The organism is Acinetobacter sp. V91_7 (assembly GCF_031799075.1).
In the GTDB taxonomy this organism is placed as follows: domain Bacteria; phylum Pseudomonadota; class Gammaproteobacteria; order Pseudomonadales; family Moraxellaceae; genus Acinetobacter; species Acinetobacter calcoaceticus.
Genome location: NZ_JAVQNT010000018.1, coordinates 318,655 through 334,709 on the forward strand (window position 1 = coordinate 318,655; position 16,055 = coordinate 334,709).

Annotated in this window: 12 protein-coding genes; 10 read left to right on the top strand and 2 right to left on the bottom strand. The window is 40.5% G+C overall.

Features of this window, described 5'->3' with window-relative positions; all coding sequences use genetic code 11:
• Window positions 1-2: 2 nt before the first annotated feature.
• A complete protein-coding gene (locus tag RMB03_RS02130; protein ID WP_311073497.1) occupies window positions 3-3,638 on the bottom strand; it encodes an exodeoxyribonuclease V subunit gamma in 3,636 nt (1,211 codons plus the stop codon).
• A 169-nt stretch (window positions 3,639-3,807) separates the two neighbouring features.
• On the opposite strand from RMB03_RS02130, the gene RMB03_RS02135 reads away from it, so the two are divergent.
• Window positions 3,808-4,314, top strand: a complete 507-nt coding sequence (locus RMB03_RS02135; RefSeq protein WP_311073499.1) for a hypothetical protein — start codon at window positions 3,808-3,810, stop codon at window positions 4,312-4,314.
• Window positions 4,315-4,336: 22 nt separating this feature from the next.
• Here the strand turns inward: RMB03_RS02135 and RMB03_RS02140 are convergent, their stop codons facing one another.
• Window positions 4,337-5,755, bottom strand: a complete 1,419-nt coding sequence (locus tag RMB03_RS02140) for a phosphate--AMP phosphotransferase (RefSeq protein WP_311073501.1) — start codon at window positions 5,753-5,755, stop codon at window positions 4,337-4,339.
• A gap of 209 nt (window positions 5,756-5,964) precedes the next feature.
• Here RMB03_RS02140 and RMB03_RS02145 point away from each other — a divergent pair, with 209 nt between their 5' ends.
• The 9 genes from RMB03_RS02145 to RMB03_RS02185 all read left to right on the top strand — a co-directional run bounded on the left by RMB03_RS02145 (window position 5,965) and on the right by RMB03_RS02185 (window position 15,806).
• Window positions 5,965-6,672, top strand: coding sequence for an FFLEELY motif protein (locus RMB03_RS02145; RefSeq protein WP_042894541.1), 708 nt, complete (start codon window positions 5,965-5,967; stop codon window positions 6,670-6,672).
• 147 nt (window positions 6,673-6,819) lie between these two features.
• On the top strand, window positions 6,820-7,767 hold the full coding sequence (ubiE, locus tag RMB03_RS02150; RefSeq protein ID WP_004640878.1) for a bifunctional demethylmenaquinone methyltransferase/2-methoxy-6-polyprenyl-1,4-benzoquinol methylase UbiE: 948 nt from the start codon (window positions 6,820-6,822) through the stop codon (window positions 7,765-7,767).
• An 11-nt stretch (window positions 7,768-7,778) separates the two neighbouring features.
• A complete protein-coding gene (locus RMB03_RS02155) occupies window positions 7,779-8,447 on the top strand; it encodes an SCP2 domain-containing protein (protein ID WP_003654610.1) in 669 nt (222 codons plus the stop codon).
• Window positions 8,448-8,459: 12 nt separating this feature from the next.
• Entirely contained in the window at window positions 8,460-10,079 is a 1,620-nt protein-coding gene (locus RMB03_RS02160) for an AarF/UbiB family protein (protein ID WP_311073507.1), read from the top strand.
• A gap of 125 nt (window positions 10,080-10,204) precedes the next feature.
• Window positions 10,205-11,518 (top strand): NAD(P)/FAD-dependent oxidoreductase, encoded by a 1,314-nt coding sequence (locus RMB03_RS02165; RefSeq protein ID WP_311073509.1) that lies wholly within the window; start codon window positions 10,205-10,207, stop codon window positions 11,516-11,518.
• 26 nt (window positions 11,519-11,544) lie between these two features.
• Window positions 11,545-11,943, top strand: coding sequence for a VOC family protein (locus tag RMB03_RS02170; RefSeq protein WP_311073511.1), 399 nt, complete (start codon window positions 11,545-11,547; stop codon window positions 11,941-11,943).
• A 162-nt stretch (window positions 11,944-12,105) separates the two neighbouring features.
• Entirely contained in the window at window positions 12,106-12,879 is a 774-nt protein-coding gene (gene hisIE, locus RMB03_RS02175) for a bifunctional phosphoribosyl-AMP cyclohydrolase/phosphoribosyl-ATP diphosphatase HisIE (RefSeq protein WP_005037164.1), read from the top strand.
• 9 nt (window positions 12,880-12,888) lie between these two features.
• Window positions 12,889-14,391 (top strand): UvrD-helicase domain-containing protein, encoded by a 1,503-nt coding sequence (locus RMB03_RS02180; RefSeq protein WP_004640865.1) that lies wholly within the window; start codon window positions 12,889-12,891, stop codon window positions 14,389-14,391.
• Window positions 14,392-14,414: 23 nt separating this feature from the next.
• A complete protein-coding gene (locus tag RMB03_RS02185) occupies window positions 14,415-15,806 on the top strand; it encodes an AAA family ATPase (RefSeq protein WP_311073514.1) in 1,392 nt (463 codons plus the stop codon).
• Window positions 15,807-16,055: the final 249 nt, after the last annotated feature.

The window sequence follows — 16,055 nt, forward strand, 5'->3', positions numbered from 1 at the left end:
TCTTACTCCGAATGTTGAAATTGAAAAACTGGATGGTACAGATCATACGCAAACTCATCACAAGCATGTTGAAGCAAAGCTTGTGCATCTTGTTCTTGTAAAATAAAGCTCCAGTCTTTATGCAGCTTGCAAGCTTCATTTTGAGTCATATCCATCGTGGTAAATGACCCTGTTTCATTCCAGTATTTTAACAGCTCAGCATAGCTCTTCTCATCCAGTTTTGCTTTTTCTGCCTGATCTGCCGTTTCCCACTGATATGCTTTGGCTTTTTCTAGCGGTTTTAATAATAAGGCTGCTGGCAAAACTAGTGGTTGTTGTTGTGCGTAACGCCAGATTTTAAACCATGGTTGTAAATATTGCCGAGCCTGTTCAGAACTCACTCCACTACAAATCACGGTTTGATCGCTAAAAACCACAATACGGCGTTTTTCAGCTCCTACACTTCCCTCATTCAAATAAGCTAACCAGAGTAGGTATTCTAACCAGACTTTCGCACGTCTTTTTGCCCGAGCGCTTGAAGGCTCCATGCTGATCCAATCCTGATTTTCAGACTTTGGAACTGTAATATTCATATGGAGCTGTTTAGCAATTCGCCAAACTCGCTGAGTCGTTTGTGTGACTGCTGGCGCGTATTGATGGAGGCGTTCAAGCAGGCACTCTTGTTCAAAAACACCTTGTTGCCATGCACTATATTTGACTTTGCCTACAGGCAATTGATCAAGTAATACCTCAGGTTGTGCTTGTTGATCAGATTGCTGTAAAAAATGTCGAATCGCATAACGTCCTAAACCATCTAGTAACAAAGGTTCATTTTGGTCGAGCAGTCCGACACTTCCTAAGTTTTCTACTCCTAAAGTTTTCAAATATAGTCGTGCTGGGAATGTCACATCCTGTATCCATTGCTGGCTATCTAAAACCAACATGTCAGGCGCTTGCAGCGGATAGGTCGTATTCGCCCAAGGTTGACGGTTTCCTGAGACTTGCTGAATTTGTGAAGCAACCTTAAACCAATGATCTTGGTAACGAACACCACTTTTTTCTACAGAAAAACCTTTCGGATCAAAGGGCTGTAAATCATGTAAGTGATAGAGTTGTTTTAACTGTGACGGAATCTCAATCCCTTCAATAACAACACTTTCAGGCACATCATCTTCAGCTTTCACAATCAAGGCAAGGTGTTCACGGAACTCTTGAAGAATACTGGAAGGTTCTCGCACCTCACCATCATTCACATCAAAACCGTTATAAAACAGCCATAAATTTTCTTGGGCTAATAATAAAGCATCTAAAAAAGCACCTTGATCATCTTCAAGTCGAGAGCGGTCTCCTAACTGTTGGCGCAATGCATCCATTAAATCAAATGGAACGTGTGTATCACGGTTTGGGAATTGCCCTGCATCAAGATTTAACATCACCATTAAGCGATAAGGGAGCGGCCGAATATGTCCAATTTGGGCAAAGGTAATCTGCCCAGTCGGTTCCGCTTGTGCACTTTGGCTTTCTAAGGTCCGTTGAATTTCTTCAATAATATAAGGTAGAGGCAACGTAATTTTGCGCAAAGTTCCTGTTTCTGTCTCTGCGTAATAACTTGCGAGCGTCAACATTCGCTCTTGTTTTTTTACAATTTCCCGAACAGCTTTTAAAGCAGCAACACCCACCTGCTCAAATTCGACAATATCTTTACCCAGTACTTGGAGCCAATATTCAACCGTATAGACTTGCCCCTGTTCATGTAGGGTTAACCAATCACGGCGCTCATTCAAATCTTGATAAATCTGAATGAGTGTACCAATCAACTCAAAATCACCTGGTTGAACTTTGGCATAACTCAGCACCTGATTAAATGTTTCATGTACAGGCACAGCAATGCCAAGAGCCAATCGCTCTAAAGCAAATTTAAAACTATATCGATAATCATCATCACCCTCACACAAACTGCGCTTGAGATGCTCTGCATCAAGTCCTCGTTTAAACCCTGCATCGGCAAGTAAATTTAAAATTCGCTCAACCTGAGCATATTCAAGTTCGTATCGTTGCTGAGTCGCATGCAAGCTTAACCAATCAGCAAAATCATCAAAGCTAAAACGCCCTTGCATCAGCTGAATACGCCCAATCACGGCACGCCAAGCATTTAATGCATCAAGTGAGGCAACTCCGGCAATTTTAACTGGTAAATGCACACCTTGCTCAGTGGCAGTTGCAGGAAATACACTCCGAATTAAAGGCTCTATGTCGGTCAAATTAGGAACTAAAACCAAAATATCATTTGGACGACGCGGCTGCTCATGTGTTTGGGCCAACCAACCAATCAATTGCTCTTTTAGTACTTCAAGCTGACGTAAAGTAGAATGGCAAACATGGATCTGAATAGAGTCATCGTCTGGAGCAAGCCCATATTGCTTAGCTTGGGGTTCCACCAAATGCAAAATATCGGATTGAACTTTACCGAGTAAACTTTCAGGGAAATCATCCACAAAAGCATCAACCCACTTACCCTCTTCACCCGTAGATAAATTTGATAATAGTGAAAAGTGGTCGCGGGCTTGTTTACCTAATCTTGTTAAAAGTGGATGTCTGGACTCACGTGCTTCAGCATTAAAGTTGAGTGTAAATTTATTAAAGAAATCGCTAATTTCAGCATCCGTTGCCTTAGGGTTTTTCGCAATAAAGCGCTCTTTTACCCCTAAGTCATAACGCTGTTTCCACAGGGGATCAACGCTATCTGCCCAATATTCTTGCGAAGGGTTATAGTGCAAAATTAGCACATCAATATATTGCCCTAAACGGCGCAAGAACTGTAACTGGCTAGGCGGTAAATCCAATAATGTAAAGATCACCACCTGATGAGGTAATCTGGAAATAGCCCATTTACTGCGATCTGGATGTTCGATCTCTTGCCAAAACAACGCATCAATTTGCTGCATCTGCAAAAAGTCATCATGAAAATGTTGCTGCCACAACCACCGCTGCCAACGTTCTAGCTCTTGAGTTTGATGCAATGCAAAAGCAGTAACCTCTTCGTCTTTTTGCACAATATATTTTTCAATATCGAGCGCTCGCCCTTGCCCCCAAGCAGCTAACCAGTTCTCTGGACACGTACAGCTATTTTCACAACCACGCTGACACTGTCCACGATAAATCATGTAGTTACTAAATAGATCGGCAACCTGCTCAGCGACCCAATACAGCATTTTTTGTTTTTTTAGTTGTTTATCTATGCCTTGCTCAAGCCGGTCTGCGCTATCATAAATGCGCTGAACAATAGAATGGAGAGGATGTGAGGTATCTATGCTAATTGCATCAGGTTGTATAAATTCATACAAAGTCTGATGAACCCGCCATTTAAAAATTAAACGTGGAATGTTCGCTTTACGGACCTGTTCTTTATGGGCAGTTAAAACTTGCTGGTAGGCATACCACTGGAAACCTCGTACCCGTTGATGAAACTGGTAATTGGCACTCATGCCTTGCTGTTCTGCAAGTTTCTGTATTAGCCACTGCTCAACCGCAGGACTTGGAACAACAAAATGCTGTGTTTTCAAAACCTGTAAAGGATGCGTTGAAGTTTGCGATGTAGACGCTAATACACCTTGCAACAACACATCAATACGTTGGCTTTGAATAACATGAATCCCCATTTATTTCATATCCTGCTTGCATAATTTATGCACAAAATCATAAACATTCATTACTATACAACTGAATCTGACTATGTCACGTTGGTTTAAACACAGCATAATTTAACTTTAGGTGTCACTTACACTTGGTTTGAATGACGCCATCAAGAAACTTACACAGGTAGACATTATGAAAATTGATAACATTCCTGACTATATTGATCCTAGCCTAAATCTGGAACAAATTCGCGATGAGTGTCGTGACCTCATCAAAAAAAGAGCTTACGTCTCAGCAGGAGCGGCAATTGTACCGATTCCGTTTTTAGACGTGGTGATAGATTTGGGAATTTTGTCGCACCTTATTCCAGATATCAATTCCCGTTTTGGCTTAGCACCTGAGCACGTGAGTGTTTACGACCCAAAAACTAAAACAATTCATTGGGATGAATTACGTAAACGCGGTTTTGAATTTTCAGGTTTTGTAGTGGCACGTACTACTGTTAAAAAAACATTTAATGGTTTTTTGGGCAAAATCGTAACGAAACAGGTGACTAAATTTATACCGCTAGGCGGACAAATTGTAGCAGCAAGTTTAGGCTATTTCATGATGAAAAAAATAGCAGAAACTCACCTGAATGACAGTTACAATCTTGCAAAACGTATTCAGCAAAAAAGCCGTACCACTGTTGTAAATTAGTAGGTACCTTATGGCTGAGAGCTTAATCTGCTCTCAGCTGTTTTAAAACAGCCTTTAATACTTCTAGACGTGCAGTATATTTATCATCAGTTGCAACAATATACCAAGGTGCGTATTCCGTACTGGTTCGCTCAAACATATCTGCTGCGGCTTTTAAATAATCGTCCCACTTATCACGATTACGCCAATCCTCTGCGGTAATTTTAAAGCGTTTATGTGGGGTTTCTTCTCTGGCCTTAAAACGTTGCTCTTGTTCATCTTTACTAATTGCCAGCCAAATCTTTACCACAATCGTTTGACTATCAAATAAATCTTTTTCAAAACGATTAATTTCGTCATAAGCACGCTGCCACTCTAAAGGCGAAGCAAAACCTTCGACACGTTCAACGAGTACTCGCCCATACCACGTCCGATCAAAGATCGTGATTTTTTCAGCCTCATTAATACGGTTCCAGAAACGCCATAAATAAGGATGTCGTACCTCGTACCGTTCAGGTGCTCCAATACAGTGAATATCATATTCGCGCGGATCTAGGTTTTTAACAATTCGCTTAATTGCACCACCTTTACCAGCAGCATCCATTCCCTCAAAAGCAATCACGACATTGCGTTTATCGAAACGCATTGCATCAGCAATTTTTTTGCTGAGTTTATCGAGCTCTTTTTTATATTCAGCTTTTTCAAGTGGCTCATTAGAAGGTTTTAATAAACTCTCTGGAATTTTAGCTTGTTGCCATTTTCCTTTAACTTCAGTTTCATGGTCAGGAAGTTGACGCATGTGTTGCAAAAGGTATTGAGCAAAAAACTGATCGCGTTGTGTTTCATCTTCGCCATCAATAATGTACCAATCGTCGGTAAAACGGCGGCGTAACTTTTGCAAAGTGTCATATTGTTTTTTATTACGCCAGTCTAGACCGTGAAGCTTATGCCAGTGCTGCTCTGACGGGTCAATTTTGTCTAAACGTTTTTGCAATGATTTCCATGAAAGATCAAACCAGACTTTAACCACATCCACATAATTATTTTTCAAATCTTGTTCGAATGCCCGCATACTTTCAACGTAAGCATCAAATCGCGCCTCATCTAAAGGTTCAGACACATGCGTTGCCGTAACAAGTAAATCGCTATACCAATTGCCAAACATGACCACAATTTGACCTTCGGTAGGAATAAACTCAGAATAAGATTGCCAAAATGCTTCTGTATCTGTCAGCACACGCGGTGCATCTGCTTTTACTCTTAAATATCTTGGATCTAGCCACTCGCGAAGCTGCTTAACCGCCTCGCCTTTTCCAGCCAGTTCAATACCACTCATTAAAATGAGTGTACTTTTAGCATTCGGCTTCCCTCGACTTTCTTTTAGAGCATATTGTGCCTCAATCAAATCGACTGAAAGTTGTTCTTCATCTCGAATTTCAAATTTTGGTTGTTGTTCACTCATAGTCCACGGCTCTAATCATTTATTGTTTAATTTCGTTGATATTTAACTTATGCGGTTAAATGATGAATTGCTATACAAATTATGTCATTGCGGCCAAATTCCATCTAAAAATTGACGCATGAATCATTTTTTTTACATCTTCTCGCCATAGTACAAGGTTACAATGCCTCTTATGATTTTTTGTAAATAGCCCAATATTAGAGTCTTACATGTCTAAACTCGCTGCTTTTGATGAACTTTTACAACAATATAAAACATTTAATTATCACGACAATCCGGTGCTTGCCCAACGTTTGCAAGATGTACAAACATGGCTAAAAGAGCGGATGAAAGATACACATCATGAATTTTTCAACTTGCCTGAACATAAACTCATGGCACAGTATTTTTTAAATCGTTTATATGGTGGTCCAGAGTTTGATGCCCTTGCAGCACAAATTGAACGTCTATTGAAATATGCACATAAAGCCGAAAAAGTATTGCCTGAGAATGCGATTAAAACTGGAACTAAATCGGTAAGTTTAGCTGTGCTTGCCACTCAGCTTGATGAACAAGTGGCGATACAGCTTCTTGAGGATTATCCGGCTGACACGGTATTAACCGATGAAATCATGCGCTTAACCCTAACCAAACTTGATCAGGCAGAAGCTCGTTATCAACAACTTGCTCTTCTTGACGATTTAGGCGCAGCACTCGATAAATATATGCGCTCATTTATGATGTTTACGGCTTTTAAAATGTGTAAAGGCATTGCCCAGAAATATCACTTCGAATTGATGTATGATTTTATTCAAGATGGTTTTAGCGCGATGAAACCGTTAAAATCAGCCGAGACCTTTATCAAGACTTTTACTGAAAAAGAACGCCAGATTATTGAAAATGTACATTCAGGGCATCCGAATCCGTTTAGAGTGTGATAAGGTCGGCACAGAGAAAAAATCAACCTTACGAAGTTGAGATTTTATTCATTATATTTGCATGATGATGCCTGTAAAAATAGACAAAATCTGTCATCATGCAGAACTTATTCCGTTTCACTTGAGTTTGAGTCTAGGAGAGACAATATGTCTAACGAAAACCAAAAGCCAACATCTCCAACTGAGCAGGCACAAAGTTCAGACAAAGTTAGCCCATTCCTAAGCTCACCTTTACCGCAAGGTACCCCTCAAGGGCAACAACAAACTTTACAACAAACCTTAACTGACACACCGGTTAACGGTTCTGTACCGAAATACAATTTACCACGTGGTGCTGGCAATACTGGCAACGTGGGAGAAACCACACACTTTGGTTTCTCAACTGTTAAAACTGAAGATAAAGCTCAAAAAGTTGCAGAAGTTTTCCATTCGGTTGCAAGCAAATATGACTTGATGAATGACTTGATGTCATTTGGTATTCACCGCCTTTGGAAACGCTTTGCAATTAACATGTCAGGTGTACGCCGTGGTCAACATGTGTTGGACATTGCTGGTGGTACAGGCGATTTAGCGAAAGTATTCAGCCGCGAAGTTGGTCCTCAAGGCCATGTCGTTCTTTCAGACATTAACGAATCTATGCTCAATGTAGGCCGTGACCGTTTGATTGATGCAGGCTGTACCAATGTCGACTTCGTACTTGCCAATGCAGAAACTTTAGAACCTTTTGCAGATAACAGCTTTGATCTACTCACCATTAGTTTTGGCTTACGTAACGTGACTGATAAAGATGCAGCACTTGCTTCTATGTTCCGTGTGTTAAAGCCAGGCGGTCGTTTGCTTATTCTTGAATTTTCTAAGCCTGTATTTGAGCCATTCTCAAAACTTTATGACCTCTACTCATTCACTGCTTTACCGATTATGGGTAAATTAGTTGCCAATGATTCAGAGAGTTATAAGTATTTGGCTGAATCAATTCGTATGCATCCAGACCAACGCACCTTAAAAGGTATGATGGAAAATGCTGGCTTCCAGAACTGTGACTATCACAACCTTACTGCTGGTATCGTTGCCGTTCACCGTGGCTTCAAACTGTAAGGGTTAACGATATGTGGTCGATTCTGGCACTCGGTGCAGTCGAACGTATCATTCATCATCTGATCGATCTGGATGCGGTTACTCGCATTCAGCTTAATCAGTTACAGGGCAAAATGTTGCGTGTCGTAATCGACAGTCCGCAACTTTCTGTCGATGTATTCTTTGACCAAGAAAAAGTACGTCTTGAACCTACCGCAACAGGGCATAGTGAAAAGCCTTCTATTTTTGAACAACGCCCTTTTGATGAGCAATTCAAAATTTCTGAAGCTACAGCAACTTTGCATGTTAAAGATGTCATTGAGCTGATCAAACTATTGGTCAGCGATCCAGATCAGATTGGCAATATCCCATTGCAAGGTGATTATCACCTGTTACAGGATATTCAAAAAATCATGCAACAAGCTGAACCAGATTTAGCTGCGCACTTATCAAGATGGGTTGGTCCTCAACTTGCCCACGAAATTGGCAAGATTCAGCTTGCACCAAAACATTTAAAACGCTCTCTTCAAAGTCATCTGTTTTTTGCTGAAGATGCCTTAAAAGAAGATAGCGGTCTATTTGCCCCTCGTTGGGAAATGGATGATTTAACTCAAGCAACGCGCAAGCTTAATCAAGACATTGACCGTCTAGAAGCAAGATTGCAGCAACTCAACGCACAACTACAACCCTCTCAAGACTAGGTAAGACTGTATATGATTCCGCACGTTTCACGTTTACTCGAACTTTGGCGTATTGCAGCGCACTATAGACTCGATACGTTGTTCCCTGCGGATGAATTACCAGTTAAAGCTCAACGTGCATTAAGTGTTATTAAAATGCACCCAGCCGCATGGTCTAGTCGTGAACGTAAAAATCCTTTAAAGCTCAAAGAAGCTTTGGAAGAGATGGGGCCGCTTGCAATTAAGCTTGGTCAATTACTGTCAACCCGACGTGATTTGATTCTACCTGAAATACTCGCTCAATTAGTCTTACTTCAAGATCAGGTAAAACCTTTTGATAGCAATGTTGCCAAACAACGTATTCAGGACTCATTAAAGGCAGACGTAAATACCTTGTTTGCTCGCTTTGATGACCAGCCATTAGCTGCTGCGTCAATTGCGCAAGTTCATACTGCTGCTTTGCACGATGGTCGTGAAGTCGTTATTAAAGTGACTCGCCCTGACATTCGCAACCAAATTTTGCAAGACTTTGAAATTTTGGCGTGGTTAGGCAATACGCTAGAAAGCCGTCTTGAAGCTGCTCGTGCGTTGCATTTAAGCGAAATTATTCAAGACTACCGCCAGATCATTTTAAATGAACTAGACTTGAGTATTGAGGCGGATAATACCCGTCGTATGCGCCATTATTTTACTGGCTCAACCATGATGTATGTGCCTGAAGTCTACATGGACACCAAAGATGTCATGGTGGCAGAGCGTATTACAGGCGTACCTATTTCAGATACGGCGACTTTTGACCGTCTAGGCATGGACCGCGCACAACTTGCAGAAAAAGGATTAACCATTTTCTTCACGCAAGTATTTCGCGATAACTTTTTCCATGCCGACATGCACCCCGGCAATGTCTTTGTAGAAACAATTAACCCAAGCAATCCACGCTTTATTGCGTTGGACTGTGCAATTATGGGCGAGTTATCTAAGCATGACCAGATGACGATTGCCCGCATGTTGCTTGCTGTAATGAACAGCAACTTTATGCAGCTCATTCAAATTGTGCACCAAGCTGGCTGGATTCCACCGGGTACAGACCAAGATGCGCTATCGCGTGAAATGCGTCGCACCGTTGGTCCAATGGTGTCTAAACCAATGGATCAACTTGATTTTGCTGGCATCTTAATTCAAGTGATGGATATTGCCCGTCGCTTCCATTTAGAAATTCCACCGCAACTCATGTTGTTGCTAAAGACTTTAGTGCATGTCGAAGGCCTAGGGACCGATCTTTATCCTCAGCTCGACATCTGGAAATTGGCAAAACCAATTTTGACTGAATGGGTCAAAGCCAACATGAACCCAGTCAAAAATATAAAAGAGTTAGGGCAGCAACTACCTGACCTGCTTTTAGGTGCTCAAGATTTCCCAAGCTTAATTGTTGATAGTTTAAATGGTTTAAAAAATCAGTCTGCTTGGCAAGACCGTCAGTTACGCGAAATGCAGCAACTTCGTTTGCAAATGGAACATCAACAACGCCGCAGTTGGATGTTCGGTAGCGTTATCGTAATTTTATTAACTATCGCTATTATTAGTCCGTGGTTCGTTTCGGTTATTTTGATTGTGCTGAGTAGTTTATTAGCACTTTGGCGAGTAATGAAATAACATTTAAATCCCTTGCTATCGCAAGGGATTTTTCTATGACAATAATTTAATTTTAAAAAATTTTTCTAGATCACTGATAAGTTCATTGTTAAATTGAACCTATAAATACTTCAAAAGAATAAACAATGAAAACACCTCATTTTGCCATTATCGGTGCTGGTACAGCAGGTTTAGCAACTGCGATTTTGCTCGCCCGCGAAGGCAATAATGTGACTATTTTTGAACAAGTTGATGAATTATCTCCGGTAGGTGCAGGTCTTTTACTACAGCCTGCTGGGTTAGCCGTATTTGAGCATCTTGGTGTACTTGATGAAGCCTTAACACTAGGTGCAAAAGTCACAGGTTTAGAAGGGCAACTTCCTGATAAACGCCTTTTAGTAAATAGTCACTATCATGAAGCTTCAACAAATCTTTATGGTTTAGGTATTCACCGTTCTACTTTATGTCACGTTCTTACTCAAAAACTTTCTCAATATTCAAGTCACATTACTTGGCGTATGAGCCACACAATTGAAAGACTTGAAGAACACCCTAATGAAATTAGGGTCTTTGGCTTTAATCACAACCAAAAGTTTGATGATTGCTTTGATGCGGTCTTAATTGCCAATGGCGCTCGTAGTCAATTGCGACCAAAAGCATGGGTAAAAGTCGATCAAGCTTATCCATGGGGTGCTGCTTGGAGTATCGTGCCTGAATGTTTAGCACTAAATCCCCAAATTCTGCATCAATTTTATGATCACTCCAAAATCATGATGGGGATTTTACCTACAGGGGCAATCCCTTCTGCACCCGAGCAACGACTTGCGAGTGTATTTTGGAGCCTACCTACTGCACAATTACCTACATTTTTGAAAGATGAGCAGTCAAAACAGACTTGGTTAAACCAAGTTTCAGAGCGCTGGCCTGATGTAGCAGAATGGTTAAAACAGATTTTGTACAACAATCAAATTCAACCTAAATGGCTATCTGCCCAATACCGTGATGTGGTGATGACTCAATTTGGGCAAGGCCGAATTGGTGTTATTGGTGATGCTGCTCATGCTATGAGCCCTCAACTGGGACAAGGCGCAAATATGGCTTTACTGGATGCTTGGGCTTTTTCTCAATCATTGCAACTTGCCCAAAAGAACCAAAATATTGATTGGTCACTCCTCTGGCAGCACTATCATCAACATCGCCGCTCTTCCACCCAGTTTTATCAATTCCTCAGTCGCTTATTAACACCACTTTATCAATCTGACCATTGGTGGGCGGGAGGTTTAAGAGATCTCGTTTTCCCTTGGATGTATCAGATCCCTTATTTTCGAAAAGAAATGGCAATCACAGTTTCTGGCTTAAAAACAGCTCCATTTCAACAACTTGATTATCAGAAAATTGCTCAATATTGCGAAAAAGAAAATGCACTTAATTCAAAAAGTGAATCTCTTCCCGACTATTAACCTCACAGAAGAATAGCGAGTTATATATGAAAATCAGCCACCTTGATCATCTCGTTTTAACCGTTGCAGATATTGAAAACACCTGTAATTTCTATCAAACAGTATTAGGGTTTAAGGTCATTACGTTTAAAGGTGATAGAAAAGCCTTAAAGTTTGGGCATCAAAAAATTAATTTGCATCAACTAGGCAATGAATTTGAACTCAAGGCATTGCATCCAACTTCTGGATCTGCCGATCTGTGTTTTATTTCAGATACTTCCATTTCAGAGGTCGTTACACACCTTAATCAGTTAAATATTCAAATTGAAGAAGGCCCCGTTGAACGTACTGGTGCAATACACCCTATTCTCTCAGTTTATATACGTGATCCAGATCAAAATTTGATTGAGATTTCCAATATTCTCACTTCAGAAATATCTAAATAACGTACTGACAAGTAATGAGAGTAAGCTGTTTGTTAGCCTGACACAGAGAAAAAGCGTAAAGAATTTTTCCGCAAAGTGACGTTCATGCCGTACACTATACAAGCTATTTTTTAGCATCTGACTTAAATCAATTTATAGTTCATATTTCTTTGGTGATTCCTCATGAATAACACGCAATGGCTCGATGAAGTAAAATTTAACGAACAAGGTCTTATCCCTGCCATTGCTCAACATCATCAAACCGGACGCATTTTGATGGTGGCGTGGATGAACCGTGAAGCACTCGCACTCACAGCGGAAAAAAATCAGGCCGTTTACTTCTCTCGCTCTCGTCAAAAACTCTGGCACAAGGGTGAAGAATCAGGACATTTCCAAACAGTTTATGAAATTCGTCTGGACTGCGATGCCGATGTCATTGTCTTACAAATTGAACAGCACGGCGGTATTGCATGCCATACAGGTCGTGAGTCTTGTTTCTACCGTAAACTTACCCCACAGGGCTGGGAAATTGTCGATGCACAGTTAAAAGACCCTACTGCAATTTACGGTGAAAATGCTAAAACAGAAGCTCACGATCACGCCCACACCACTGAACAAGTTGATGTACTTGCTCATTTAGGTCAATTGATGCAAGAGCGTAAGCAAGCTGAAGCAGATACCTCTTATGTTGCCAGCCTCTATAAAAAAGGCATCAATAAAATTTTAGAAAAAGTCGGCGAAGAAAGTGTAGAAACCATTATTGCTGCTAAAGATTTTGCAGTTCAAGATTCAGAAGCTCACTTAAACGATCTCGTTTATGAAACAGCGGATTTGTGGTTCCATACTATTGTCATGTTGGGTTATTTCGATCTTAATCCACAACTTATTATTGACGAATTAGCTCGTCGTCAGGGTTTATCTGGTTTAGTTGAAAAAGCTAACCGCAACAAGGTATAAAATCACTCAGTGTCGAATATTGAAAAACCTAAAGCTACCTATGAGCAAGCAATTGCCATAGACAACGCACGTCTTGGGCAATCATTTAAAGTGATTGCCTATGCTGGTACAGGTAAAACTACTACTTTACAAATGATTAGCGATGCCATGCCTGAGCGGCGCGGTATGTATTTGGCATTTAACAAAGCGATTGCTGGTGAAGCCCAAAACAAATTTCATCGCAATGTCGACTGCCGTACTTTTCACTCACTTGCCTTTCGTAGTGTGCCCCGTGGTGTAACTGACAAATTACGTCTACCGCGCTTAAGTCCAAGTTTTATTGCTAAAGAATATCGACTAGAGCCGATTACTTTACGACGCATGATGGGTGGGCGTTACGAGAAATATGTCTTAATGCCAAGCCGACTAGCAAGTCTTGTCGCAAATGCGGTGGGTTACTTCTGTTCAACGAGTTCTCAATACCCTGCACCTCGCCATATTCAAGCACCGAATTGGTTACATCCAGATGATATTATCGAATTACAAAAGCATCTTTATCCTGCTGTGGAACGTCGTTGGCTAGAGTCGATTGACCCGAATCATCAAGCCGGAATTGGCCATGATATTTACCTTAAACTTTGGGCATTATCTGAACCAAACATTCCTAGTGATTATGTGTTATTTGATGAAGCACAAGATGCCGACCCTTTAATGCTGGGTATTTTGCTTCGACAAAAAAATACGCAGGTCATTTATGTGGGCGATGCTCATCAGCAAATTTATGCATGGCGTGGCGCAATTAATGCTATGCAGCAATTACCATTACCTGAATCTCGTCTAACCACGTCTTTTCGTTTTGGTGAAACGATTGCTGACGTTGCCAATGCGTTGCTGGGCGGATTAAATGAGACTGTTCCTCTACTTGGCAATCCGAACCAGAAATCAAGTGTAGTTAATAAACCTCACACTAAAATGCGTGACGCAATTTTATGTCGCACTAATGCCCGTGCAATGGAACTTTTGTTGGCAGGATTAGTTCATGGCGATAAAGTGAGTTTGCAAGCAGACCATCAAAAACTAAACCGTTTTGTAGATGCTGCAAGCCTCTTGAAACAAGGCAAACGTGTCACCGATGTTCCTGAGTTAGCATGGTTCAATTCATGGCATGATGTTCATGAATACTGTGAAACCAATGAAGGTAGTGACATTAAACCTTTGGTTAAATTGGTTGATGATCACGGGACTGACCCATTAAAGAAAGCACTTGCAAAGATTACACCCATTGAGCAAGCTGATTATGTCATCTCTACAGCCCACAAAGCTAAAGGGTTAGAATGGAACCGCGTTCATATTGAAGATGACTATCAATTTAAAATTAATGGCTTAGAACACAAAATTACAGATGAGGAGTTAAGATTACTTTACGTTGCTTGTACTCGTGCTAAAGTAAGTCTAAATATCCATCATCTTTATGATCTGATACAACAATTAAAACTAAGGGCGCCTTTAAGTCTTCGTCAATCGGTTGGTTGAAGCGCTCATACTTAGGTGAGCCTATGAAACTTGAATCGATCCAATTTAAACATATTGCTTTATTTCACGATCTTAAAATACAGTTTCAATATGAAAAACAGCCTATTACCTTAATTTTAGGTGAACAAGCAACTGGTAAAAGTATGTTACTCAAACATACTTACCATGCTTTAACTTGGTTCCCTGCCCGTCTTAAAGATTTACGTAGCCCTGGTATTGTCATGCCTGATCAAGACATTACTCAGTCGCGCCTACAATCAAGAATCGAAGTGACCATTCAAATTCCAGCAGAAATTGGTCATTTACCTGAAAGTACCTCTGCCCAACAAGTGGATTCCTCACTATGTAGCTGGAAACTTTTTAAAACTCTAAATTCAAGTGGCATTGGGATAAGCCAAGTTGAGACGCAGCAACTTGATCAAACTATGGCCCTTTATCAACAAGTCACAAAAAAAGATCCACTACAAGGATTGCCCTTAGTCGCTTACTACCCAGCCGAGCGATTTGTAAATGATATTAATCTGCTGAATAAAAATTTACCCGGCATTACCCAATCCATTTCAGCCTATGACATTAGCCCGCTACCATTTACAACGTTTACTCGTTTTTTTGAATGGTTACGTGAAATTAGCGATATCGAGAATGCCCAAGCTGCACATCTCGTACAACGTATTATTTCTAAACAATCAGATCAGCAAGATCAAACAGAACTATTAAATGAGCTTCAAAAAGAGTTATCAGGGCAGCCTAAACAGCTCACCTCCCCGAATCTCTATGCACTGAAAAATGCATTAAATATTGTTTTGCCTGAACTTAAAGACCTATATTTGCAATATCAACCTCGGCTCCAGCTCATGGTTGACTATGAAGGTCAAACCCTACCTTTTCAGCAGCTTTCCAACACAACTAAAACTTGGATTGCGTTGGTAGGTGATGTAGCGCGTAGACTCTGTTTACTTAATCCCTTAAGTTTAAATCCTTGCCTTGAAGGTGATGGGGTTTTATTGATTGATCAGATTGATGCACAGCTCGACTCGACACATTGCACAGAAATCTTGAATCGGCTTCATCAGGCATTCCCGCGCTTACAAATTATTGCAACAGGAAGTCGTGAGGAGTTATTGGAACATGCTTCCAACTATCAATGTTTAAAATTAGAACACGGTAAAATTAGCCATCTTGATTTAAATACAACCAAGCAACAGCTTGAAAACATCTATACATTGCTGCAAAGAAGCGAACCATTAACGCAGTCTATAGAGGCACAACCTCTTAGCTTAATTGATCCAACACCATCTCCAGCACAAATTGGTGTTTTATTTCAGCAAATCCAAAATCTAAATGAGCAACAAAAAAATGAATTATTACGCATGATTCATGCTGGCGACACACCAGAAGAAAGCCCTTCTGTTTAAATTTTATGGCCCATTTACTCTATTTTTTTAATTAAATTCGGCTTCACACAATATAGAGTTTAAGCAGGATTTTTAGGCTCTAAAATCACTAGATGTTGTTACTACATGTAATAACATCAGATTTTTACTGCTTTTTTAGTGTACAATAAATTTCATTTTGCGTTTTTATTCTTCAAGTTGCGCAATACAACTTGTTTCTCGCTTTATTTTTCTAATTTAGTTGGGCTTTTCAGAATACAAGCCTTGGAA

What these genes read in the sequence shown, in the direction of transcription:
- RMB03_RS02130 (WP_311073497.1), bottom strand. Translation starts at nt 3,638, where the DNA reads ATGGGGATTCATGTTATTCAAAGCCAACGTATTGATGTGTTGTTGCAA.
- RMB03_RS02135 (WP_311073499.1), top strand. Translation starts at nt 3,808, where the DNA reads ATGAAAATTGATAACATTCCTGACTATATTGATCCTAGCCTAAATCTG.
- RMB03_RS02140 (WP_311073501.1), bottom strand. Translation starts at nt 5,755, where the DNA reads ATGAGTGAACAACAACCAAAATTTGAAATTCGAGATGAAGAACAACTT.
- RMB03_RS02145 (WP_042894541.1), top strand. Translation starts at nt 5,965, where the DNA reads ATGTCTAAACTCGCTGCTTTTGATGAACTTTTACAACAATATAAAACA.
- ubiE (WP_004640878.1), top strand. Translation starts at nt 6,820, where the DNA reads ATGTCTAACGAAAACCAAAAGCCAACATCTCCAACTGAGCAGGCACAA.
- RMB03_RS02155 (WP_003654610.1), top strand. Translation starts at nt 7,779, where the DNA reads ATGTGGTCGATTCTGGCACTCGGTGCAGTCGAACGTATCATTCATCAT.
- RMB03_RS02160 (WP_311073507.1), top strand. Translation starts at nt 8,460, where the DNA reads ATGATTCCGCACGTTTCACGTTTACTCGAACTTTGGCGTATTGCAGCG.
- RMB03_RS02165 (WP_311073509.1), top strand. Translation starts at nt 10,205, where the DNA reads ATGAAAACACCTCATTTTGCCATTATCGGTGCTGGTACAGCAGGTTTA.
- RMB03_RS02170 (WP_311073511.1), top strand. Translation starts at nt 11,545, where the DNA reads ATGAAAATCAGCCACCTTGATCATCTCGTTTTAACCGTTGCAGATATT.
- hisIE (WP_005037164.1), top strand. Translation starts at nt 12,106, where the DNA reads ATGAATAACACGCAATGGCTCGATGAAGTAAAATTTAACGAACAAGGT.
- RMB03_RS02185 (WP_311073514.1), top strand. Translation starts at nt 14,415, where the DNA reads ATGAAACTTGAATCGATCCAATTTAAACATATTGCTTTATTTCACGAT.